Origin of the sequence: Prosthecobacter sp., from assembly GCF_029946185.1 — a bacterium.
GTDB lineage: Bacteria > Verrucomicrobiota > Verrucomicrobiia > Verrucomicrobiales > Verrucomicrobiaceae > Prosthecobacter.
The window spans coordinates 1-21,882 of the sequence record NZ_JAQSEA010000114.1; the positions used below are offsets into that span (position 1 = coordinate 1).

A 21,882-nucleotide genomic window follows, 5' to 3' on the forward strand; every position below is an offset into this window, starting at 1 on the left:
GTTGCTCCGCTCGCGTTCAGAGAGATCATGTGCGTGACGTTGACTGACTTTGAACTCGTGGCGCAGTTCCTTGTTGGCAGAAGCCAGTCGAGCGGTGCGCTCGATGACGCGCTGTTCCACCCCCGCATTCACTGCTGCCAGATCTGCGTGCACCTGCTTAAGTTCGACAAGGAGGTTGTCATACCGTAGCTGGATTTCTTCGACCTCCCTTTTTGCCGCACCCAGGTATTCATTCTGCACTTCCAGCAGGTGCTGGGCCTCCGCCAGCGAGGGCTTCTGAGAATTCACCTGGAGCTGCGTGGCGGCACGGCGGCGCGGCGCGCTGAAACCAGGAGCATCGTTTGATGTAGGCTCCGATTTTTTACGTACAGACGTCCTCTTCCGCGCAGCGGTCTGCCGTTGCGGAGCGGGAACGTCCTGGGCCTGCTGTGAGGGCTTCATAGGATACGTTGCAGAAAGAGCAGAAAGCTTCGTTGTTTAAGCTATCCGGCACAGGAAGCCGAACAGATAACTCCGGCCAACTGAATGCTGCCCACGTGTGTGCTTGGTTCAGGCGATCGCCAACTCACGCTGGCCGGACCAGTCAATCCTGTTGCCGATGATGCACGGCGGCAGGTCATGCGCTTGATAGAGAGATTTCATCCCATACAAGACCCCCATGCTCACACGCCTATCGGCCAATGACTGGGAATTTAACAGGCATTGGGCGCACATCTGGGTGCCCTTCCAAGGGCATGACCAAGAGCAGGGTTGGAGTGAGTGGGTGGTTGACATGGCGGCAAGATGGCAGACTGGTTTTAACTCAAGGGTGAGGAAGCTAAAGAACCATCCCGGCAGATCTCCTTCTCAGCCTGACACCAATGCTGGTCCTCACGACCCTCCGGGCATCCTTGCTGCTGCCAAATTTTGTAAGCCTGGGCGGCAATTTCTTCCGCTTGGGGACGCGAGTTTGTGACGGACTTTTCTGCAGCAGTGGAGGCAGCAGCAGTGGTTTTCACAAGGGATTCTTGAGCTGGGGATTTCTTGCTCAGACTGTTGGACTTTTTGAGAGGGACCGTCTTCGGTGTGGTTTGTGTTTTCATGGTTGGGAATGGCAAGATGATGAATGAGTTTTTCACTCGCCACAATCAGGCCGCTGCCTGTTTGTACGATCAGGCAAACCCCTACCCCATTCGGCGCGAACGGCCCTGTTCTCTTGGCAGCAGGTCACGCTTGAAATATTCGATACACTTCAGACTACCGACACCCATTTTCGGCACCTGGCCATGATCGCAGCCTCTAGCTGCAGGCGAGTTACTCCCCACTTATTCCCATTCAGGGTCCTTCCTGAGGCCCATATCAGGCCCGACAGCTTCCCCTGCGATATGTCGCAAGATGGAAGGGTCTCCCCGCAAGTGACTGCCGCTAATGCGAGAGCTTATTCACACCACTGCAAGAACAAGCCGTGACAGCAAACAATTGTCTGCAGTGCAATAAGACTGCACGAAAGACACGCCAGAGGCAGCCATCAACCGCCGCGCCGTCCAGAGACCGAGGCCATAGTGATCGCGGCGTGTGGTGGAAAAAGGTTGGCCCCAGGTGCTGACGTCGATCACCGTGGGCTTCGGTTCGCGCAATTCAAAGGTCACCTCTCCGCTTTGCGCTCGGGCGATAATCGTCAAGGGAACGCCGGGTGAATAGACCGCTGCATTGGTCAACAGCTCGCGAAACACCGTGGCCATCATCTCGACATCCGCGTTCACTTCTTCCTCTTGGAGTTCATCCACCCATTGTACTTCCGGGGCGGGAGTCAGCGCTGCGTGCTTTTCACGCCAGATCTTGAGCAGTACTCGGGCGGGGGTTTTGACAACGGTCGGCAATGGATCCTGAAACAGCGCGGCGAGACCACGCAAGTGCTGCGCGAGACCACGCAACTGCTTGCGAATACGCCCTGCACTGTCCGCTGCCTCCCCCTCGGGTGCAAGTTCGAGCAAGAGCTCTGTCTCCAGATCGAGGCTATTCAGTCCATTGCGCACATCATGCGTGTGCCGGCGCATAAATGCGGTAACTCGTGACCAAGGTATGACGGTTTCATCCATGCAGGACACTACGTCACAAATGAAATGCAGGCGCTCACGAAATGACAGTGAGAGCCATTATTTCCCACACTCACTGTGTGTCATCTAACGCCACTGGTGGTCAAAGAGAGGAAAGGCCAAGGTTGGTGCCTTCAGCCCCCCCCCCGGTCCAGACATAAGCCAATCGCTCACAAGCTGAAATCGCCTGTCACATAAAGCCGGAGGTAACTCGGCGGGCGATTCTCTGAGAGGCGAAGAGTGCTTTTAATCTTCCCCACAACCCCCACACTCCCATGGAGCAAAGAACTTTATTGGTCGTCGATGAAAATGCTAAAGATCGTGGAAACACCATCAGCCAGATGCGTTGTGATTTAAATTTCAGTTATCAAGTGACTGAAGCCGGAACAGTCGCGGAGGCGTTGGCGGCAGTCGCGAAGATCCGGCCTGACTGCGTGGTTATCGATCAAAAGCTGCCGGATGCCAGCGGCCACGAGTTCCTTCTGTCTGTGAGTGATTTGCAAGGACATCTCCCCTTTCCGGTCATTATTCTTGCCAGTGCAGGTGATCAAGAATCCGCTGTCGCCATGATGAAAGCCGGGGCGATGGACTACCTCGTCAAAGCCAACACCGCCGCCGACTCAGTGCGCATGGCGGTGAACAACGCGATTTATAAATTTCTTGGCGAACGAAAGTTCGAAGAGCAGCAGAAGGAATTAAAGCTGCTATATAATGAAACCACTGTCAGTAATGACGCCCTGCGCGCGGCCAATGCGTCGAAGGATGATTTCCTAGCGATGCTCAGCCATGAATTACGCACCCCGCTGACACCGGTGCTCTCACTGGTCTCCGCGACAGTCAATGACAAGAGCTTGTCATCAGATCTGCGTGAGACCTTTTCAATCATTCAGCGTAATGTGGAGCTTGAGGCACGGCTGATCGACGACCTGCTGGACCTGACACAAATATCCAGTGGCCGCCTGAAGATCGACAAGTCACCGTTGGACATCAACCAGTGCATCGAGGCGGCGCTGGACATCTGCCGCGAGGGATTCGCAGAGAAGCGCATCATTGTTCATAAGGAGCTGGAAGCGGAGAAGCCTATCGTGATGGGTGAGTTCTCCCGGCTCAACCAGGTGTTTTGGAACCTGCTCAAAAACGCCATCAAATATACCAGTCCGCACGGCCATGTTACCCTCACCACGGCCAACGATAGCCACAACTGCGTGGTCGAGATTCGCGATGACGGCCGGGGGATCGAGCCCTCGCAGCTGCCCTCGATCTTCGGCACCTTTCAGCCGATCAAGCCGCGCCCGACGGATACAGGCATTGGTTTGGGTTTGGCAATTGCTCGTGCCATTGTGGAAGGACACGGAGGAGAAATTTCTGCGCAAAGCGAAGGCAAAGATCAAGGCGCGGTCTTCCGCATCCGCCTGCCGCTAGCCCAGACGGAGCCGACAGCGGATGAGGTGATCGAGGGTCCTGCCGCCAACGCAACCAGGCGAGGCCGGAGCATCCTCGTCGTTGAAGACCATGATGATACACGGCGAGCGCTGTCCCGTGTGCTGCAGCGCAAAGGATATGAGGTGACGGTTGCTGGCAGCGTGGCGGCAGCGGTCCAGCAGTTTTACATCAGTGCTCCGGATCTTGTCATTTGTGACATCGGCCTGTCGGATGGCACCGGCTGGGATCTGATGAAAAAGCTGCACCAGCAAGGGCCGGTGCGCGCCATCGCTGTAAGTGGCTATGGCATGGAGCATGACGTGAAAAAAAGCCGTGAGGCCGGCTTCATTGAGCACATGACCAAACCGATCAACATTTCCAATCTGGAAAATACGATCGCCGCCACGCTTCAAATTGCACCCAGGCTGTAGCATTCAACCAAGGTTCTGAAAATAACGACGACCGTATTAAAGTTATCCCAGTGGGGCGTGTGCCGGCGGATTACCTGAAGCATGCGACCTTCCCTCTGCTCGTCGTTGTTTCGACAAATGCCGAGTATGAATGATAGACGACCAGAGCGTCGGTCATATGCGATTTGCCTCATGAAAAACACCGTGCCGACCACCCTTCACATCCAACCGCCATGAACATCAAACATCTCAATTTTCGTTTCTTAACGGCTTGTTCTGCCGCACTGCTTGCCGGCGGCACACTGGCAGCTGCTGAAGAGGAATTACCGGCTGTCATACAACGCCTTCAGCAGGAGAAGGCCGCCTTTGCAGAACGCCAGCAGAAGCTGCTAAACCAACGCTATGATCTATCCGACCGCCCATCCAAGGACGTGACCATGGCGCGCGGCAAACCGGTGCAGACAGGCGTGCGCGTGAAGCTGCCGGAGGATATGACGTGGGAAAAACTCGCAGCGATGTCTCCCGAAATCATCCAGAGCAAGAACCTCTGGCCGGAGGGTTTCTATCCCCTGCCGCATCCGCACCATGAAGCAGGCGGAATGATCTTTCCAAAGCCTCTCATCGATGAGCTCAAAAAGCAGACGGAGCGCGATCTGACTCGATTCGACCTCGACTTTGACCTGCCACAGCATTTGCTGCCGGAATTTCCCGCGCCGATCTATCTCACCACCCGGACCGATCTGGGAGATGTCTCACAGGGGAAACTGGTGACGTCGTCGAATTTTTACGCCCTGTTCAAAGACATCCTCAATCCCAAGCAGCTAGAGGGGCTACGCCTGCTGGTCACCCCCTTTCCGCAGCAGCAGTTCAACGGCACCGAAGATCGTCGCAGCCTGAAGGCCAGCCTGGGAGTGAGCTGTTTTGACTGCCATGCTAACGGCCATACCAATGCGGCCACCCACACTGTGGGCGACGCCCGTCCCAATGAGCACCGGCGCCGTATCGATACGCCCACGCTGCGAGGAATGAATATCCAGCGGCTCTTTGGCTCCCAGCGTGCGCTTAAAACGGTGGAAGACTTCACCGAGTTCGAACAGCGTGCGGCCTACTTTGACGGCATCCCTGCAGACGCCGCGCGGAAAGGGATCAATGTTCTCGAACGTGGCAGCCAGGTTCACTTCATGGCCGAGTTCCAGGAACTGCTGGATTTCCCGCCTGCGCCCAAGCTCGATGTGTTCGGTAAACTCAATCGCACCAAGGCCAGCGAAGCAGAGCTGCGCGGGCAGGAGCTCTTTTTTGGAAAGGCCCAATGCGCGGTATGCCACACACCGCCCTACTACACCGACAACAGCATGCACAACTTGCGGGTGGAGCGTTTTTTCAATGAGAAGATGATCAATGGCCGCAAGGCCAGCGCCGACGGCCCTATCAAGACCTTCCCACTGCGAGGCATCAAGGACTCGCCACCGTATCTGCATGATGACCGCCTGCTGACACTGGAAGACACCGTGGAGTTCTTCAACTTGGTGCTGGAAACTCATCTTAAGGAGGATGAGAAATTGGATCTAGTGGCGTTTCTTCGGACACTGTAACAAAGCCGGCAGATAGATTCCAAAATCAGAACGTCCAGATGCTGTGGCAGTCGCGATTTGAGGAAGCCAACCCTGACCTGACCTCTGCGAACGTGTTCCAACCGGATGCAGCACTCCTTTGGGTGATGGAGTATTTTTAACTTCCAATGAATATGCAAGCAACCGCTGTATCCAGCGACCCGACGGTGGCCGAAGCTGGCAAGCGCGTACTTGTCGTGGATGATCACCCGGTCTTTCGGCATGGCATTTGCCAGTATCTTGGCCAGGTCTCAGACATCACGGTTTGCGCGGAGGCGGACAATGCGCAGCACGCCCTTGAAGCGATGCGACATCATCAGCCTGATATGGTGCTAATGGATGTTGCTCTGCCAGGCACGAATGGGATTGAACTGATCAAACACATGCTCGCCGAGCGCCCGACGCTCATCATTCTCATGCTTTCCATGTATGATGAGGCGCTTTATGCGCTGCGTGCGCTGAGGGCCGGTGCCAAGGGCTACGTGATGAAGCAGCAGGCGATGGAAAACATTCTGGACGCGCTGAGAAAGGTCAGCAGCGGTGGCATTTATGTCAGTCCGCAGTTCAGTGAGAAATTGATTTTCAAGACGATTGCCGGTAGCACGGGGGCGCTGGGCTCACCGGTGGAAAAGCTCTCGGATCGTCAGCTCGAAGTGCTGCAATTGTTCGGGCGCAACAAGAGCACGCGCGAGATCAGCGAACTGCTGAATCTCAGTGCCAAGACCATCGAAACACACCGGTCACACATCAAGGAAAAGCTTGGTTTCAAAGACGCGGATGAGCTTATGGATTTCGCCTTGGAGTGGATGACCACGCAGGAAGGCTGAGCTGCGGACAAGCCACACGACTACGCCGCTCTGCTGTCAATTTTGAAACCAGGCGGGTTCATGCCCGGAAACGTGTGGCCTGATGCGGTTTCCAGTCTCCAACCTGAAGCCCAGCCGCCAGTGGACTACGTTTAAGATGGCACTTCGGCCACTGGGGCAAACCCAATCCCCGGCCATACTTACCCATCTCATGAATACCCAAGCCGAACTTATCGACTGGCTGCACGACGTCCATGCCATCGAAAAAGCCAAAGAAGTGGCGCTGCAAAAACTAGCCTCGCATCCCCATAATCATCAAGCTCTGCGCGAGGAGGCGACGCGCCACGGCACCGAAACGCGACGCCAGGCAGAGGCAGTGGTTACCTGCCTGAAGCGGCTCGGCTCAGATCCTTCCGTACTGAAAACCATGCCGGACCGAAGGATGGACGCAGATCTCATGAAAAGCACGGGGATGACTTTCGGAGGGGATGAACGGATCAAGGATGTTCTGAGCATACTTGTCACCGAGCATCTCCAGATCGCCCGTCATACGGTGTTGCGCAAGGGGGCGGCGCGGCTGGGCCTGCTGGATTTGGTGAGCACCTGCGATCAAATCATCGACGATGAAAAGCGGATGGCAAAATGGTTGCAGGTGAATCTGCCGGAGATCATTGCGACTTACCTCACTCCCGACGAGGCCGATGACGGCCCGCAGGAATGCGGTCCGACCGAAAGAGATCACACTGTGCACTGGGAGTTTGCCCAACTGGCGCAGAATGCTTCATTGTTTGGAGGGCCGCTGCCGCGATCTATCTTTGCCAGCATGCGGAACTCGTGCAGCCGTTAGGCGGCCTGAAGGCTGTGGATGGAGCTGCGGGTGCGGAAGGTCTGACGAAGCTTCTTCAAGCCGAGCTCCATCCGGGTCTTCACGGTGCCGAGGGGGCAGTGGGTGGCCTGCGCCACTTCGCGCTGGCTCATGCCCTTGAGGAAGGCGAGTTCGATCACTTCTTTCTGGGCGTCAGGCAACAGCGAGAGATGCTCGTTGATTACACGGCCCATGTCTGCCTGCTCGCACTCGGCGGCGGAGTCCTGCGTGAAGGTGTCTGCCTGGTGGATGGATTCCTCCATGCGGTCCTTGGCGCGGCAGTAGGCCATGGAACGACGGAGGTGGTCGATGGCGCGGCGTTTGCCCAGCGTCATGATCCAGGCCAGCGGACGGCCCTTGGTCGGGGAGTAATGATCGGCTTGGCGCCACAGTTCGAAGAAGCACTCCTGCAGCACGTCTTCTGCGGCGGCATCGTCATTGACGGTGCGCATGATGGCGCTCTTGAGCAGACGGCGATAGCGCTGCATAAGGGTTTCCAAGGCGGTGGCATCGCGCTGCTGGATCGAGGCCATAAGGGACTCATCGGATGGCAGCATTGCATCGAGCTCGATGTGGGCAGGCGACTCGGAGAAAGAAGAGGAGGTGATGGTCTGTTTTTTCATGATGGGAAGAAATACAAAAGCACACGACTTCCCACAACCCGAGCCGGCCCTGTTCAGGCGCTAAGGGTAAGCCTGATGCATGAAGGGAAGGCTCAGAGCGGCTCTGACCGGGTATTCTGCCCCCCTGCCCCATACTTCACGCGGTCCTTTGACTTGAGGTGCTTTCGCCGCTCCTCGGGCACATGGGCATGCTATTTGGCGTGCACCTCGCTGACGCTGCGGATGGCGGTAATGAGTTCGCGGAGGTCGATGGGCTTCACCAGATGTTCGGAGAAGCCCGCTTCACGGCTGCGACGCATGTCTTCCTCCATGCCGTAGCCGCTCATGGCGATGCCGGGGATGCCACGCAGGGCGCTGGCCCGACGCATGATGTCATAGCCGCTGCCGTCCGGCAGACCAAGATCGCTCACGAGGAGATCAAACGACTCCTGCTCCAACAATTTGATGGCGCTGCTTACATCTGAGGCCTGCGTGACCGTGACTCCCGCTCTGACCAACTGTCGGCTCAGGATGCGCGCAGTGTCCGCGTGATCCTCCACCAGCAGGAGCTTTAGAGGCGGCAGCGTGATGCTTGGCTGGGGGGACATCAGGCGTATTTTTGCCGTGGTCGTCATCGTCTTGGATGGCAGTTCAATAATGAACGTGGCCCCTTGACCCACGCCAGCGCTCTCAGCGCGGATGGACCCGTGATGCAGCTCCATCAACGCCTTGCAGATGGCAAGCCCCAGCCCCAGTCCGCCAAACTGCCGGGTGATTTTGGTGCCGCCCTGCTCAAAGGCGTTGAACACATGCGGCAGACGTTCCGCAGGAATGCCGATGCCAGGATCCTGCACCCTCACCTCGCAGAAGCCATCATTGCGCCGGAGAGTGCTCACCTGAATGACGCCACTTTCGGGGGTGAATTTAATGGCATTTTTCAGCACATTCCACAGCACCTGCTGCAGACGCGCAGAATCGGCGGCGACCATGCCCGCTTCGCCATCAAGCTCGACCTCGAGAAAGACAAGCTGCTCGCTTAACTGCGGAGAGCAGATGCTGGATACCTGACGGACGATCTCATTGAGATCCACCGCTTCGATGTCCAGGGTGAGCTTGCCGCTGGTGATGCGGCTGAGATCGAGCAGGTCATCAATGAGGCGGATTTCCAGCTCAATGTTGCGCTTCATCGTCCGCAGGTCGTCGCGTGCCTCGGGGAGCAGAGTGGCCTCCTGCTCCAATGCGGCCAGCGTGAGCAGCACGGGAGTGAGCGGTGTGCGCAGTTCGTGGCTTAGCACCGCGAGAAAGCGGTCCTTGCTCTGGTTCGCGAGTTCTGCGGCGTCTTTGGCATCCCGCAGCAGGCTTTCAGTTCGCTTCAGTTCGGTGATGTCCAGCAGCATGTTCACTGCGCCGGTCATGATGCCATCGGCATCGAAGATTGGATTTGGACAAGGCAGCACATGCCGGCGGGTTTTATCCGGCCGCTCGACGACGATTTCGTCCTCCTGCACCGCCCTGCCACTGTGCAAGGTACGGGCCATGGGGCTGTGGATGAGTTCCATGGGGGAGCCGTCCGCATTGTAGATGCGCCATGAGCCGCACCACAAATCCTTGCCGATCTCCGGCTCGCGTCCCCAGAGCTCAGCCGCCGCCGCATTGTAGAGCTGGATGCGTCCCTCACAGTCACAGGTGTAAACGGCTGCAGGCAGGGACTGAATCAAACTACGGAATTTCTCTTCGCTCGCACTCAGCGCGGCCTCGGCACGACGGCGCTCGGTGACATCCGTGTTGGTTTCGAGGATGGATGCCGAGCGGCCCTGGGGATCGCGATCCAGCACCCAGCGCGCGCTGTCGATGATGACGGAGCCGTCTTTCCGCATGTGCTTGAGCTCACCGGTCCAGCGGCCATCCTGTTGCAACTGCTCCAGGATCTGTGCGAGAGGCTGGGGAAATTTCGTGCGCAGCAGTTCGTGCTTGAGCCGCCCCAATGCTTCTTCACGGGTGAAGCCATAGGAAGCCTCAGCCCCCTGACTCCAGTAGGTGATGCGGTTGCTCGCATCGCACACGAAGATGGCATCAGCGCTGAGGTCCAGCAGCCGCGACTGCTCCGCCAGCCGGTCTTCTGTGTGCCTGCGCTCGGTGATATCACGGATGGTCGCCAGCGAGCCGATGACGCGGTCATCGGCACCGTTCAGGCGGATCACCGCAGACTCGACATGGATTTTTTCACCGTTGCGTTTGATGTGGATGCTTTCACCGCGCCAGCACCCTTCGTTTTGAAGGGCGGCGGCCGCTGCCGCCTCCACCTCAGGGCTTGCCCACTGCGTGGTCCAAAGATCATGCAGATTGCGACCCAAGGCCGCGGATGCGGTGATGCCGTACTGCTTTTCGGCAGCGGCGTTGAGATAGGTCACGTGCTGGTCCTGATCCAGCGCGACGACGGAGTCACTGATTTGAGAGAGAATGTCTCCGCGAAACTGGTTCGCTTCAGTCTCGGTGCCCTGCAACGTGAAAATCTGCGTTCCTGACTCCCCCTGCACCACGAGGGCGTCCACCTCGCCATTGTGAATGGCGCGCAGAGTCTCCTCCGCTTCTTCTAACCGGGCACGCAGCTCCGCATTCGCGGCCCGCAGTTCTTCCACCTCAGTGTGCGGATTGGGTGCCTGACTGGAACTTTGGCTCATGACTTCGGCGACAGTGTTTCTCCTGCTTTGCGCAAATCAAGTCCGAGCAGGATGCGTTCCGTCTGCGACATGTCGCCAATGAAGCGGCGCAGCGGCAAGGGCAGCTTCTTGATCAAGGTCGGCGCGGCGATGATCTGCTCCCCGGCGGCGAGCGTGGGATTCTGAGCGATGTCCACGACCTCAAGGTCATAGCGACCTTCCAGATGGTCCTCGCAGATCTTGCGGATGCGAACGATGGCCTTGGTGGAAAGCGGCGTATGGCCGGTGATGTAGAGCCGCAGAATGTAGCGGCTTTGATCTTGTACCGAGACTTCCTTGAGAAAGTCCTCGGCACTCTCGGCAATGGGTAGCTGCTTTCTCATCAGGCGGAAGGCTTCAAGGTTGGACTGGCTGCACGTCAAGCCCCACGAGTACACTCTCCTCGTTGGAAAGATCGCCAATGATTTTTTTGATGGGGTGCGGCAAGCGGCGTACGAGGGTGGGCACGGCGAGAATCTGATCTCCTGCGGCGAGCTGCGGAGTCTTGAGCAGATCAATGACCTCAATGCGATACTGTCCCGCCAGATGAACTTCGCAGATACGCCGCAAATTGGTCAATGCGGCCACAGATTTGCTGGTATGACCGGCCACGTAGAGCCGCAGCTCGAAAGCGGCCACCGGCGGCTTGCTGGGTGTAGCGGGAGTTTTCATGAGTTCTTTCGGGTTGGGCGGCTGCCGCCTTTGCCGCTGCGCAGGGCTGCCAGCTCCTTGGAGTTTTGCAGCGCGTCTTTTTCCTGCAGTCGCTCCTGCGCGATGACGAAATTCACCTCCGCCCCCTCGGCATCACTCTCGGCCTGGAGCATGGCAATCTGAGCTTCGATGGCTTTGCGCTTGCCGGCCAGCTGGCGCAGCTTGCGTTCATGGTTCTGGCCGCGCAGCGTGCTGGCGGCGAGCTCCTGCGCCTCCTGCATCTCGCGTGTGCTGCCGGTCAGCACACCGGCAGCTCCGACATAGACGTCCACCAGATCAATGCCCGCGTCACTCAGCAGGAATTCACGCACCTGGTTGGAGTGACTCATGCCGCGTGCTTTCAGGACATAGAGAGTACGGTTGTGCTCTCCGTTAAGTTCGCTGTTGCGCAGCAGCAGCCAGACATCCATGAGCGAAGAGACACCTATCTGCGAATCTTCGGGTGAAGACCTCAGTCCGCCTCCGGTGGTGAGACTGGTGAAAAAGGCGGTGATCTGCCGCTGTTTCAAAAAGTCGATCAGCCGCATGAGCGTCGGCTTCACGGCACTCTCGTTGGTTTCAAAACTGAGATTGCTAATGGGGTCCACCGCAACCACTGAAGGCCGAAATTCACAGACTGCGTCATGCATCATCACCAGATGCTGCTCCAGCCCCTGAAGAGTGGGGCGGGAGGAATGAATCTGGAGCAGCCCCCGCTGCACATGCTTGTCCAGGTCAATGCCAATGGAGCGCATGTTACGCACGATCTGAGCCGCGGACTCTTCATAAGCAAACAACAGCGCGCGCTCGCCACGCTGGCAGGCTGCCTCGACAAACTTGGCGGCAATGCTGCTTTTTCCGGTGCCTGGAGTACCGGAAATCAGCACGCTGCTGCCACGGAAAACGCCCTTGCCTCCTAGCATCTCATCCAGCCGGGCAACGCCCGTGGAGAGACGCTGCGTCGGTGCCTCATGGTCCAGCCGCAGCGAGGTGATCGGCAGCACTGAGATGCCATGCGCGGAGATCAGGAAGGGATATTCATTCATCCCATGCGTCGTGCCGCGATATTTCAGCACCCGCAGGAGGCGCGTGGAAATCTGCTCCTCGACGCGGTGGTCGAGAATGATCACACAGTCAGCCACATACTCCTCCAGGCCATACCGTGTGACGGAAGAATCGCCACGCTCACCGGTGATGACCGCGGTCACGCCACGGTCCTTCAGCCAGCGAAACAGGCGGCGTAGTTCGGCGCGCAGGATGGAGTGATTCGGCAGTCCGGCGAAGAGAGCCTCGATGGTGTCCAGCACCACGCGCTTTGCCCCGATGGAGTCGATGGCGTGACCGAGGCGGATGAACAGCCCGTCGAGATTGTACTCACCGGTCTCCTCGAATTCACTGCGCTCAATGTGCACGTGATCCAGCACGATTTTTTTCTGTGCCACGAGTTTATCGAGATCAAAGCCCAGCGAGCGGACATTGGCCGCCAGCTCAGAGGCGCTCTCTTCAAACATCATGCACACGCCGGGCTCGCCATACTTCATGGCGCCGCGAATCAGAAACTCCAGAGCCAGCATGGTCTTGCCGCAGCCCGCACCACCGCAGACGAGAGTGGGGCGTCCCTGCGGGAGGCCGCCCAGAGTGATCTCATCCAGTCCTTGGATGCCGGTAAGGGTTTTTGGCAACGTCTGGGCGGGTGCTGCAGGCTTTGCTTTTCGCTTCATGGTGAGTGTGCTCGATATTATAGGGTTCAATCTGGTGTCCGACGAGACCTAGCCGGAGGCCGCCCGGATCGTTTAAACTGCGGCGAAGGCGCAGCAGTGCGCACGTGATGGATGGGGCCGAATCTTGTGATGGCTTTAGTCTTTGCCATGGCAGTGAACGATTGATTTTGGTGTTACTAAAATCGTATCAGGCCACATCCTGATTGCAATGTCAGGCGAATTTCAATCAGGGTATCCCTGAGGCTTGCGACCTGAGTGTTGAACCAGAATCAGCCCATGAAGAAGCGGGGACGGTGTGCCTGCGTTTGCCAAGCCCATTTCATCTTGCTTCCCAGTGCCCCGCAGAGTCAGGACCACATGCGGTGATGTGCTGAGCGGCTACCGTTTCGAGGCCTGCCCCAACAAGCCGGTGATCACAAGGCCGACGGCAAAGGCGACACCCACGGCTTTCAACGGATGAGCGAGAACCCAGCGAGCGGTTTGATCGTATTGCGCAGAAGCGTAGCGCTCCGCCTGCGAGACCTGCTGGGAGAGACGCTCACGGGTCTCCTGGACGGCGTCGCGTGCATAAGCGCTGGCGCGGCGTGCGACTTCCAACGTGGGATCCACCACCTGCTGGCGGGCCACTTTCATCGTATCATCTGCGAGGATTCGGACATCTTTCTTGAGAGTTTCCGCAGTGAGGTTTTCGGGCGCAAAAAATGAAGTTCTCATGATGTGTGGAGTGTATGTTACACCGTTAAATCGTTTTTCATTGGCATCGCGGCCCTCTCAAATCACGTCTCCATGCTGAAGAGAAATCCCAGGCAGACTGAACTCGCTGCTGCCCATAAGGCGCATCGCGGCAAGGAATGGGCCTTGGAATGCAGATGTGGCACGTTTTGACATAGCCGCATCCACCGTGCGGCGTTTCATTACGGATTTCGCCAGCCTGGTCAGACTGGCATCAAGTGCTTTTTGTTTGCGCAGATTCTCCTTGAGCAGGAGTTCCACATCCTCAAGCCCAAGACGGGAGGCAAGCATGGTGGCGAGTTCGGACTTCTCCACCTCATAGCAGATGAACTGACGGGCGGCGGAGATCAAGCAGACGTCATAGGTCTCGTTCCTGGCATGCGCATTGAGAAGGCTCTCACGAGCTTCGCCTTCGACCAGTTGCTTCAACCCTTCGCATCTCGGACCATCCAGTTCTTTTCCCACCAACTTAGCAATACGCTCAAGCCTTCCGACCTGCTCCCCGCTTTCTTCCAAACGCGTATTGAACATGTCTCGCAGTTTCGGATGACAGGCTGCCTGGGCCATTTTCGTCAAAATTTTGATCAATTGTTTTTCAGTGCTGCAAAGGCTCCGCAGTTCCTGCTGTAAAAGATCTTTGAGAATATTGGATTTCATGCCCGGTATTATCGACACATATGGAATGGCCGGATGTATGGAGCTTGAGCGAGTTGAATCGATCCTGCTTACAAGCGAAATTCAGCCATGCACCGGCAGTGGAAGTCATCTGTTCTAAACTTCCGATTTCTACGCTTAATCGCCCCTCCATCCCCGATAGAAGGATGCGATCACATCCTGATCCTCCACACTGCCATGAGCCTCTCCTTAAAACCTGCCAATCTGAAACGTTACCGCGATCTGCTGATGCTGTTCTATAAATATGGCCACGGCGATCTCGTCAAAAACGCGCCGGTGATTGATGATCCTTTGCCCCATGCTCAGACGCCGCCGATGCCACTGGAAGCACGCGCGCTAGCCGACGATATTGAAAAACTCGGCCCCACGTACATCAAGCTCGCGCAGCTTCTTTCCACACGCTCGGACTTTGTACCACAGGGCTACATGGATGCACTTTCCCGACTGCAGGATCATGTGGAGCCATTTTCGTTTGAGCAGGTGCAGGCCATCGTTTCCATGGAAATAGGCGCACGTCTTTCGAAAGCATTTATCGAGTTTGATCCAACCCCCATCGCGGCGGCTTCTCTAGGACAGGTGCACCGGGCAGTGCTACGCGGCGGCCAGCAGGTGGTGGTCAAGGTACAGCGTCCGGAGGCACGACAGAATGTGTCTGAGGATCTCGAGGCCATGACCGAACTCGCAGCCTTTATGGACGCGCACACAGATCTGGGGCGTCGTTATGGGCTGGTTCAAATCGTCGAGGAACTGCGCAAATCACTGCTCCGTGAACTCGACTACCGGTTGGAGGCCATGAACCTGCTGCTGATGCGCAAGCATCTGGGGGCCTATGAGCACATCCTGGTCCCGGCCCCCGTGGAAGACTATTCATCCGGCCGTGTGCTGACGATGGAGCACGTCACCGGTCAAAAAATCACCAAGTTCAGTCCGCTTATCCGTGTGGAGATTGATGGCGATGCACTGGCCGAAGAATTGTTTCAGGCATACCTGCACCAAATTTTGATGGTCGGGGTTTTCCATGCCGATCCGCATCCGGGTAACATTTTTTTAACCGATGATCGCCGCATTGCCCTTCTCGATCTAGGCATGGTCGGGCGAGTCGGTAACAACATGCAGGATCTTCTTCTCAAGCTGCTGCTCGGTATCAGCGAAGGAAATGGAGACCAGGCAGCGGCAGTTGCAGAAAAAATGGGCGAGCCGGACAAGGACTACGATGCGCTAACCTTCAAGCGCCGCATTGCAGATCTCGTCAGTCAGCAACGGTCTGCGAATTTAAACGATCTTCAAATCGGCAAGGTGGTTTTGGAGGTGCAGAAAATCGCAGGCGACTGCCATCTGCGTGTGCCGCCGGAGTTTACCCTGTTGGGCAAGACACTGCTCAACCTCGACCTCGTCGGCCGCACCTTGTCACCGACCTTTGACCCCAATGAGTCGGTGCGCCGCAATTCAGCCAAAATCATGCACGAGCAGGCGCTTAAGAGCTTCTCCTCCGGCAATCTTTTCGGGCTGATGCTGGAGGCGAAGGAGTTTCTCGAAAAGCTGCCTTCACGTCTCAATCAATTTATGGATCTGGTCTCCACCAACAAATTGCGGGTTAAGGTGGACACGTTCAATGAAAACCTCATCATCACCAGCCTGCAGAAGATCGCCAATCGCATCACTCTTGGCCTGATCCTTGCCTCATTGATCATTGGCGCGGCGCTTCTCATGCGGGTAGATACACCTTTCCGCATCTTTGGGTATCCAGGCGTGGCCATGCTGTGCTTCTTTCTGGCCGCCAGCGGCGGACTGGCGCTGGCTTGGCAAATTGTGCGCAGTGATCAGTCGGATCGATGAGCAGCGGGTAAGCTCACGTAATACTCACCATTGTTTGTGCGTGCCACTGGTTTGACACCCGGCAGTGCAATCCGTGGATGTGCCATGCGCAGAAGTGGTGACAGCACAGCGCCCCCCTCGTCGAAATATGACTGCGGAAGGGGGCGCCAGTTCACGATTATTGGCCAAAACGGATGGGTCCGAGAATACCAGTCCCTCTTGAATGCGGTGCGCAGCGAGGAACAGCAGTCTCGCACCAGCGTAGCGATCTCACACTGCCAGAGGCCAAAAGCTTCGCGCAATGCCCAATTCCCTTTCGACTGCGATTCCTTGAAGTGAGTCACCGCCTCCCCCTTGCAGCATTTTAGCACAAGGAAATATCAGCTACGGCCTTCATAGGCCGGTCAACTCACCCACTACTTGAAGGTGGCAACTCATGCAGGCTCGCTCCAAAAGACGCTCCGTTCTGGATACACACCCACATCGGACCGCGCCTAGTTCAGACGCTGCCGGAATCCCCGGCAAACAAGTCTATATATGCTTGTTAGGTCACAGTTACGTTGTCTGACAAAAATCGCGGCGTTGTCTCTCCTAGTTTCCACCACCACCACCACCACCACCGCCGGAGCCGCCACCAGAGCCGCCACCGGAACTACCGCCGGAGCCACCGCCGGAGCCACCGCCGGAGCCACCGCCGGAGCCACCGCCGGAGCCACCGCCTGTGCTACCGCCTGTGCCGCTGTCTGTGCCACCGCCTGGTGCGGTTCTCCCACCATTGGTACTGCCGGTTGGCGCAGTTCTGCCGCCATTCGTATTACCTGCTGGTGCTGTTCTGCCCGCATTGTTTCCTGCTGCGGCCGTTCCCTGCACGCCATTTGCCGTGTTAGCCGTGGCTCCACCAGCCGTCGTTGCAGTTACACCGCCTGCAGTGGTAGCCGTCGTTCCTCCCGCCGTCGTTGCCGCCGCGCCACCTGCTGTATTGGCTGTCGCCCCTCCCGCCGTGGTAGCCGGAGGGGCGCCTATGGTGCTGGCAGTCGTCCCGGCAGCCCCACTGTTGTTGCCTGTGGTACCCCCCCCATTTGTTGTCCCTGACGCCCCTCCATTTGTACCAGCAGTCCCGCTCATGCCGGCAGCGGTTGTGCCGCTGCCTGCCGTTCCAACACTGGTTCCCGCGGTGCCATTGACGACGGCATTGGTTCGTCCAGCCGTCGTCCCCATAGTGCCCCCAATGGTTCGGCTGTTCGTCCCCTGAGCGCCGCCGCTGATATTTCCATTCGTTCCCTGAACGCCTCCATTAACGTTGGCGTTTTGTCCCTGAGCACTGCCATTAACGTTGCCGTTCGCCCCTTGGACACTTCCATTCATGTTCCCACTCGTTCCCTGAACGCCACCATTAAGATTGCCGTTCACGCCTTGCGCACCACCAGCCGCGTTCACCGCCACTCCGTTGACAATGCCATCGTTCACATTTGGAAGTCCAGTATTCGGACGGCCGTTGGGAGCGACTACATTGGTCACAGTACCATCGGCGTTCGTGACAGGAGTATTCGGCATGGCCCCGCCATTGGAAGCGTTGCCCGCCCCGGCGGGACTTGTGGTGGCTCCATTTTGCCCGTTGGTTGAGTTGCTCGGCTGCAAGCTGGAACCCTGCTGTGTTTGTGGCACTCCCGCCTGGCCTGAGAGCGTCTGCCCCGACGCAGCGCCCAGTGGTTCCCTAGCACCTGTTGTTGAGCCTTCCCGCATGAAGCCGCTAAAATCTGCCGGGAGCGGTGTCAGCCGTCCCTGGGCCGTGAGCACCTGCCCCTCAGGCACGACAGTCGCATTGATCAGTTCAGCCCTACCCTCACGCATCACATAGGATTTACCACCGAACACCATGATACCATCTGGCTGAGTGGTGACATTGTCATAAATGCTGAAGCCTGAAGGCAGTGGCACCAACCGCCCTTCCCAAGTAAGCACGTTACCGTCTGGCACGAGTTCCTTGTTGATCAGCGCAGCGCGCCCATTGCGCATGAGAAAGACCTGCCCACGGTCCACTACAATACCATCCCCAGGGCCTGCGGTGGGGATTTGTGCGGACGCAGCGGGCGGTGTTCCTGGAGGGCTGGGACTCTGAGCGGAAGCCGGCACCGAAAGCGCCAGCAGAGAAAATGCGGTGATTGAGCGAGATAGTTTATTCATGGTAACAGGGATTCGCGCCTGCTACTCGCCCCCGCCTTCGGGAACTTCACTGCTCAACTGATCAGGGAGGTCGATTCCCGAGCGCCGTGGCAGCCAAGCTTTTTTCTTCCTTAACTCAAAATGGGGCAAAGCAGCAGTACAGACGTTCAACCCTGGCAGGTATACAGCACCAGCTCTGCACTCATACGGTACCAGCAAAAAAACATGTTCATCAACCTTATGGACTTGGGCTCCGGTTCCTCTTCTATTGAACAGCACAATTATTTTATCAGCAAGTCGCATGGGCGGGGGCGGCCACAGGCAGCCGTGTTCGGAATCCCGCGATTCATGAAGCCAGTCGCTCCCCTAGCTGCGAATCAACAGGGCCATCCAAACCCTGGCTGCTATATTTATGAAACACTCTTCACACCCCGCTAAGCTTTTTATCATTGCCGCCTCCATGTCGGCGCTGCCCCTGCTTTGCACGGCGCAGAGCGTCACTCCACCCCCGGTAGCAGTAGCACGGCCACAGAATCTTCACGCTTCAGGCACCGTCAGTGCGTATGACGCCAAAGGGCTGACCGTGCTGGAGCCGATAACCGGTAGCATGACGGTTTACCTCACGAATGCGAACACGTCATTCGTGGACACCCATGACCGCTTTGTCTCCCCTGACCTCATCGCCCAGCAGATTTCTGTGAAAGTCCATTATACTCAAACGGGGAACACGCTGCTTGCCACCAAGGTCGTCGTTAACACAACCCTCAACACGGAAGGCACCCTCATCGAAGTCAGCCCGGGCGTGGTGGTCATTCAGTTATCCGGAGCCCCGGCCACTCCTGTGCATTTCGTCAGCAATAAAGAGCTGAAGTTTGTGAATCACAAGGGTGCCTCAGTAAAGCCGCAAGAGGTGAAGTTGGGAGCTCAGGTGCGGGTCTTTTACAGCAAGACGGGTGATACGCTGGTGGCCAGCCAAGTCGAAATGCGCTAAGTGCGCAGCACAAGCTTGCCTGACAGTCCGCAGCATGATGAGCGCCGCCATGAACGGCCTTTTCGCGAACTTGGGGCTGCGGATTAAACCCACAGCTCCACTTCGCAGCCGCACCTTCTACGATGTGCGTCCGACCCTTGAATGCTTGTCCAAATTGGCGCGGATTTGAGCAGCTCCATGTGTGAAAGGCCTGGAGGAAGTTTCCGACCAAGCGGTGCGCCTGATGCCTTGCGTCGATAACCTCACCATCCACATTGAGCTGAAACTACTACAACGTCGCATTTCGCACACTCACCGGCAGCGAGCCTCATCTTGCTTTTTAGGTGCGCTACGTGCGGGTGAATTGGCGGCATTTTTCTCTCATATGGTGAAGGGCGGAGGCAGCAGAGGCTGATGGTATGAAATCACATCAGCTCCATTTTCTCATTCCTAACGGCCAGCGTCTCCACCTCAGGCGATCATCATGAGTAAGCACCTATCCCGAATGTTGCCACCCTGCACCTCTCTATGAACATCCGCTCCCCGCTAAGACAAAAAAAGGAAACCGATGCTGAGGAAAAACCACATATCGGACTGCTGCTCGCTGGAACTGCTCTCGCGAGTGGTGTGGTCGGAATCTTGATTGCGCGGAATTTTTTTGAAACTGACAAAAAAATCCAGCATTCAATTCACACCCATTATGCCGCCGGTGATCCACCCTTCTGCCGCACCATGAGCCACCTTCTTGGACCGCCTCTCCTCGAAGGAAACACGGTGGAAACCTTGGAGAATGGGCGGCAGATTTTCCCGGCCATGCTGGCCGCCATTGCCAGTGCACAGCGCTCGATCACTTTCGAAAACTTTGTCCTTACAGAGGGGTATGTATGGCATGAGTTCGCCCACGCACTGGCAGAGCGCGCACAGGCAGGCGTCAAGGTGCACTTCTTGCAGGACGCCATGGGCTGCGACTGCCTGGATGGCGCTGAGATGGATTTGCTGAAACGCGTAGGAGTCGAAGTGGAAATCTTCCGCTACCTGAAATTCACCCGCTTCAACCAGCGCACGCACCGGAAGATTTTAGTGATTGACGGTCGCGTCGGCTTCATCGGCGGCGTGGGCATTTCTGATGACTGGGACGGAGACGCAGATCTGCCGTGTCGCTGGCGGGACACTCACTATCGGCTGGAGGGTCCGACCGTCTCACAACTTCAGCAGGCCTTCATGGACAACTGGTTGGAGACCCGCGCAGTGGTGCTGCATGGTGACGACTATTTCCCTCATTTGTCTTCGGTGGGTGACACCACCTGTCAGGTCTTCAAGAGTTCGTCCAGCGATGGCGGGGAGAATTCCCGCCTGATGGTTCTCATGTCGATCGCCTCCGCCCGTAAAACAATCCGCATTGGCAATGCGTATTTCATTCCAGACCACCTCACCATTCAAACACTGGTGGAGGCCTGCCAACGCGGAGTGACGGTTGAAATCACTGTACCGGGCCCGTTGATAGACGAGCCATTGGCCCGTCTCGTTGGCCGGGCGCTCTGGGGGCCGCTGCTAAAAGCAGGCGCACGCATCTATGAATACGGCCCTGCGCTCTACCACTGCAAATACATGGTGGTGGACAGCTGCTGGACCTCCGTGGGTTCTACCAATCTGGACAACCGATCGCTGCGCCTCAATGCGGAGGCAAACTTAAATGTGCATGACACCAGATTCGCAACCTATCACGAGGAACTTTTTGCGAAGGACCGGGTGGTTTCGAAAGAGATCACCCTTGAGGCTTGGAAGCGTCGTCCCATGCGTGAAAAGGCTCTGGGACTTATCGGCTCAGTCTTGCGCACTCAGATGTAATTCACCCCAACTCCAGGTCGGCAATCACTGGCAGATGATCTGAAGCCAACCGGGTCAGCGGTGTGCGAGGAACGCGCACTCCAAGCACGCGAATGTCTGCGCTGACGAAGAGGTAGTCGAGACGGAGAAATGGAAAACGTGATGGAAAGGTGGCGCGGCGCTTGGTTTTGAGATGCAGCGCTGCATCGCGCAGCACAGCAGAGCAGCGGCGATGAACGGATGACCAAGACGGCGTGTTTAAATCTCCGCAAAAAATCACCGGAGTCCGACACTCCGGGTGCCCGAGCCAGTCATGCCCTAGGAGCGCCTCCATCTGCACGGCACGCTCCCGGCTGCTCAGTCCCAAATGCGTATTGATGATCTGAACCTCCTGATCTCCACATTTCGCCGTGACCCACAGTGCACCACGGGGCTCAAAGGCTAGGCGCGCTTTCACGGTGGGAAGTTCTCCCGCATGACGCAGCTGAAGGGGCAACTTGCTCAGTATGGCGTCACCGTACATTTCATCCTTCACCCGCAGAGCGGGATGAAAGTGAAACCTCATTTTCAACTGCTCTGCAATGAGAGCGGCTTGATCCAGGCTGGCACTACGCACGCGTGACATATCAAGCTCCTGAATGGCAACAATGTCCGGGTCATACACCGCGATCACTTCCGCGATGCGCGCTTGGCTTAGTTTGCCATCAGTGCCGACGCAGCTATGCGCATTGTAGGTCATGATTCGCAGCCGGTGGGTCATGCTAGAACATCGCCGCAAGGACATCGATCGGATGCAGTGA

Annotated in this window: 18 protein-coding genes and 1 pseudogene; 7 read left to right on the top strand and 12 right to left on the bottom strand. The window is 57.2% G+C overall.

Annotated features, from left to right (window positions below; genetic code table 11):
- From PSV43_RS08855 to PSV43_RS08865, 3 genes and pseudogenes are all read right to left on the bottom strand, one after another.
- A pseudogene (locus tag PSV43_RS08855) lies at positions 1-441 on the bottom strand (hypothetical protein); the annotation flags it as partial.
- 356 nt (positions 442-797) lie between these two features.
- Positions 798-1,082: a DUF2934 domain-containing protein gene (locus PSV43_RS08860; protein ID WP_300195798.1), complete on the bottom strand. Its 285-nt coding sequence runs from the start codon at positions 1,080-1,082 to the stop codon at positions 798-800.
- Between the two features lie 339 nt (positions 1,083-1,421).
- On the bottom strand, positions 1,422-2,078 hold the full coding sequence (locus PSV43_RS08865; RefSeq protein ID WP_300195801.1) for a hypothetical protein: 657 nt from the start codon (positions 2,076-2,078) through the stop codon (positions 1,422-1,424).
- A gap of 272 nt (positions 2,079-2,350) precedes the next feature.
- On the opposite strand from PSV43_RS08865, the gene PSV43_RS08870 reads away from it, so the two are divergent.
- From PSV43_RS08870 to PSV43_RS08885, 4 genes are all read left to right on the top strand, one after another.
- Positions 2,351-3,928, top strand: a complete 1,578-nt coding sequence (locus PSV43_RS08870; protein WP_300195803.1) for a hybrid sensor histidine kinase/response regulator — start codon at positions 2,351-2,353, stop codon at positions 3,926-3,928.
- A 212-nt stretch (positions 3,929-4,140) separates the two neighbouring features.
- Positions 4,141-5,499, top strand: a complete 1,359-nt coding sequence (locus tag PSV43_RS08875; protein ID WP_300195806.1) for a hypothetical protein — start codon at positions 4,141-4,143, stop codon at positions 5,497-5,499.
- A 152-nt stretch (positions 5,500-5,651) separates the two neighbouring features.
- Complete coding sequence (locus PSV43_RS08880; protein ID WP_300195809.1) at positions 5,652-6,344, top strand: response regulator transcription factor; 693 nt, start codon at positions 5,652-5,654, stop codon at positions 6,342-6,344.
- 190 nt (positions 6,345-6,534) lie between these two features.
- A complete protein-coding gene (locus tag PSV43_RS08885; protein WP_300195812.1) occupies positions 6,535-7,170 on the top strand; it encodes a DUF892 family protein in 636 nt (211 codons plus the stop codon).
- On the opposite strand, the gene PSV43_RS08890 is transcribed toward PSV43_RS08885, so the two are convergent.
- The 7 genes from PSV43_RS08890 to PSV43_RS08920 all read right to left on the bottom strand — a co-directional run bounded on the left by PSV43_RS08890 (position 7,167) and on the right by PSV43_RS08920 (position 14,289).
- Positions 7,167-7,811 (bottom strand): sigma-70 family RNA polymerase sigma factor, encoded by a 645-nt coding sequence (locus PSV43_RS08890; protein WP_300195815.1) that lies wholly within the window; start codon positions 7,809-7,811, stop codon positions 7,167-7,169. The two genes, PSV43_RS08885 and PSV43_RS08890, sit on opposite strands and share 4 nt — an antisense overlap.
- 191 nt (positions 7,812-8,002) lie before the next feature.
- Positions 8,003-10,471 (bottom strand): PAS domain S-box protein, encoded by a 2,469-nt coding sequence (locus PSV43_RS08895; protein ID WP_300195817.1) that lies wholly within the window; start codon positions 10,469-10,471, stop codon positions 8,003-8,005.
- Positions 10,468-10,833, bottom strand: coding sequence for a circadian clock KaiB family protein (locus tag PSV43_RS08900; RefSeq protein ID WP_300195820.1), 366 nt, complete (start codon positions 10,831-10,833; stop codon positions 10,468-10,470). Before PSV43_RS08900 ends, PSV43_RS08895 begins: the two co-directional genes overlap by 4 nt.
- Before the next feature lie 13 nt (positions 10,834-10,846).
- The gene (locus PSV43_RS08905; RefSeq protein WP_300195823.1) at positions 10,847-11,161 is read right to left on the bottom strand and encodes a circadian clock KaiB family protein; all 315 of its coding nucleotides are present in this window, start codon (positions 11,159-11,161) and stop codon (positions 10,847-10,849) included.
- Positions 11,158-12,900 (bottom strand): circadian clock protein KaiC, encoded by a 1,743-nt coding sequence (gene kaiC, locus PSV43_RS08910; protein WP_300195826.1) that lies wholly within the window; start codon positions 12,898-12,900, stop codon positions 11,158-11,160. The genes PSV43_RS08905 and kaiC overlap by 4 nt, the downstream gene beginning before the upstream one ends.
- Positions 12,901-13,278: 378 nt before the next feature.
- Complete coding sequence (locus tag PSV43_RS08915) at positions 13,279-13,614, bottom strand: hypothetical protein (protein WP_300195829.1); 336 nt, start codon at positions 13,612-13,614, stop codon at positions 13,279-13,281.
- A 57-nt stretch (positions 13,615-13,671) separates the two neighbouring features.
- Positions 13,672-14,289, bottom strand: a complete 618-nt coding sequence (locus PSV43_RS08920; RefSeq protein ID WP_300195832.1) for a DUF892 family protein — start codon at positions 14,287-14,289, stop codon at positions 13,672-13,674.
- 195 nt (positions 14,290-14,484) lie between these two features.
- Between PSV43_RS08920 and PSV43_RS08925 the strand changes: the two genes are divergently transcribed.
- Complete coding sequence (locus PSV43_RS08925; protein WP_300195835.1) at positions 14,485-16,143, top strand: AarF/UbiB family protein; 1,659 nt, start codon at positions 14,485-14,487, stop codon at positions 16,141-16,143.
- Positions 16,144-16,713: 570 nt separating this feature from the next.
- Here the strand turns inward: PSV43_RS08925 and PSV43_RS08930 are convergent.
- Positions 16,714-18,306: a hypothetical protein gene (locus PSV43_RS08930; RefSeq protein ID WP_300195844.1), complete on the bottom strand. Its 1,593-nt coding sequence runs from the start codon at positions 18,304-18,306 to the stop codon at positions 16,714-16,716.
- A gap of 439 nt (positions 18,307-18,745) precedes the next feature.
- Between PSV43_RS08930 and PSV43_RS08935 the strand changes: the two genes are divergently transcribed.
- Together PSV43_RS08935 and PSV43_RS08940 are read left to right on the top strand one after the other, a co-directional pair.
- Positions 18,746-19,276 (top strand): DUF5666 domain-containing protein, encoded by a 531-nt coding sequence (locus PSV43_RS08935; protein WP_300195845.1) that lies wholly within the window; start codon positions 18,746-18,748, stop codon positions 19,274-19,276.
- Positions 19,277-19,987: 711 nt separating this feature from the next.
- Positions 19,988-21,103: a phospholipase D-like domain-containing protein gene (locus PSV43_RS08940; protein ID WP_300195847.1), complete on the top strand. Its 1,116-nt coding sequence runs from the start codon at positions 19,988-19,990 to the stop codon at positions 21,101-21,103.
- A gap of 1 nt (position 21,104) precedes the next feature.
- Here the strand turns inward: PSV43_RS08940 and PSV43_RS08945 are convergent, their stop codons facing one another.
- On the bottom strand, positions 21,105-21,842 hold the full coding sequence (locus tag PSV43_RS08945; protein WP_300195849.1) for an endonuclease/exonuclease/phosphatase family protein: 738 nt from the start codon (positions 21,840-21,842) through the stop codon (positions 21,105-21,107).
- Between the last annotated feature and the right edge of the window lie 40 nt (positions 21,843-21,882).

Coding starts and splice junctions, on each gene's coding strand:
- PSV43_RS08945 (WP_300195849.1), bottom strand. CDS start 21,842: ATGACCCACCGGCTGCGAATCATGACCTACAATGCGCATAGCTGCGTC.
- PSV43_RS08860 (WP_300195798.1), bottom strand. CDS start 1,082: ATGAAAACACAAACCACACCGAAGACGGTCCCTCTCAAAAAGTCCAAC.
- PSV43_RS08870 (WP_300195803.1), top strand. CDS start 2,351: ATGGAGCAAAGAACTTTATTGGTCGTCGATGAAAATGCTAAAGATCGT.
- PSV43_RS08890 (WP_300195815.1), bottom strand. CDS start 7,811: ATGAAAAAACAGACCATCACCTCCTCTTCTTTCTCCGAGTCGCCTGCC.
- kaiC (WP_300195826.1), bottom strand. CDS start 12,900: ATGAAGCGAAAAGCAAAGCCTGCAGCACCCGCCCAGACGTTGCCAAAA.
- PSV43_RS08935 (WP_300195845.1), top strand. CDS start 18,746: ATGTCGGCGCTGCCCCTGCTTTGCACGGCGCAGAGCGTCACTCCACCC.
- PSV43_RS08865 (WP_300195801.1), bottom strand. CDS start 2,078: ATGGATGAAACCGTCATACCTTGGTCACGAGTTACCGCATTTATGCGC.
- PSV43_RS08925 (WP_300195835.1), top strand. CDS start 14,485: ATGAGCCTCTCCTTAAAACCTGCCAATCTGAAACGTTACCGCGATCTG.
- PSV43_RS08915 (WP_300195829.1), bottom strand. CDS start 13,614: ATGAGAACTTCATTTTTTGCGCCCGAAAACCTCACTGCGGAAACTCTC.
- PSV43_RS08895 (WP_300195817.1), bottom strand. CDS start 10,471: ATGAGCCAAAGTTCCAGTCAGGCACCCAATCCGCACACTGAGGTGGAA.
- PSV43_RS08905 (WP_300195823.1), bottom strand. CDS start 11,161: ATGAAAACTCCCGCTACACCCAGCAAGCCGCCGGTGGCCGCTTTCGAG.
- PSV43_RS08880 (WP_300195809.1), top strand. CDS start 5,652: ATGCAAGCAACCGCTGTATCCAGCGACCCGACGGTGGCCGAAGCTGGC.
- PSV43_RS08940 (WP_300195847.1), top strand. CDS start 19,988: ATGAGCCACCTTCTTGGACCGCCTCTCCTCGAAGGAAACACGGTGGAA.
- PSV43_RS08875 (WP_300195806.1), top strand. CDS start 4,141: ATGAACATCAAACATCTCAATTTTCGTTTCTTAACGGCTTGTTCTGCC.
- PSV43_RS08920 (WP_300195832.1), bottom strand. CDS start 14,289: ATGAAATCCAATATTCTCAAAGATCTTTTACAGCAGGAACTGCGGAGC.
- PSV43_RS08930 (WP_300195844.1), bottom strand. CDS start 18,306: ATGAATAAACTATCTCGCTCAATCACCGCATTTTCTCTGCTGGCGCTT.
- PSV43_RS08900 (WP_300195820.1), bottom strand. CDS start 10,833: ATGAGAAAGCAGCTACCCATTGCCGAGAGTGCCGAGGACTTTCTCAAG.
- PSV43_RS08885 (WP_300195812.1), top strand. CDS start 6,535: ATGAATACCCAAGCCGAACTTATCGACTGGCTGCACGACGTCCATGCC.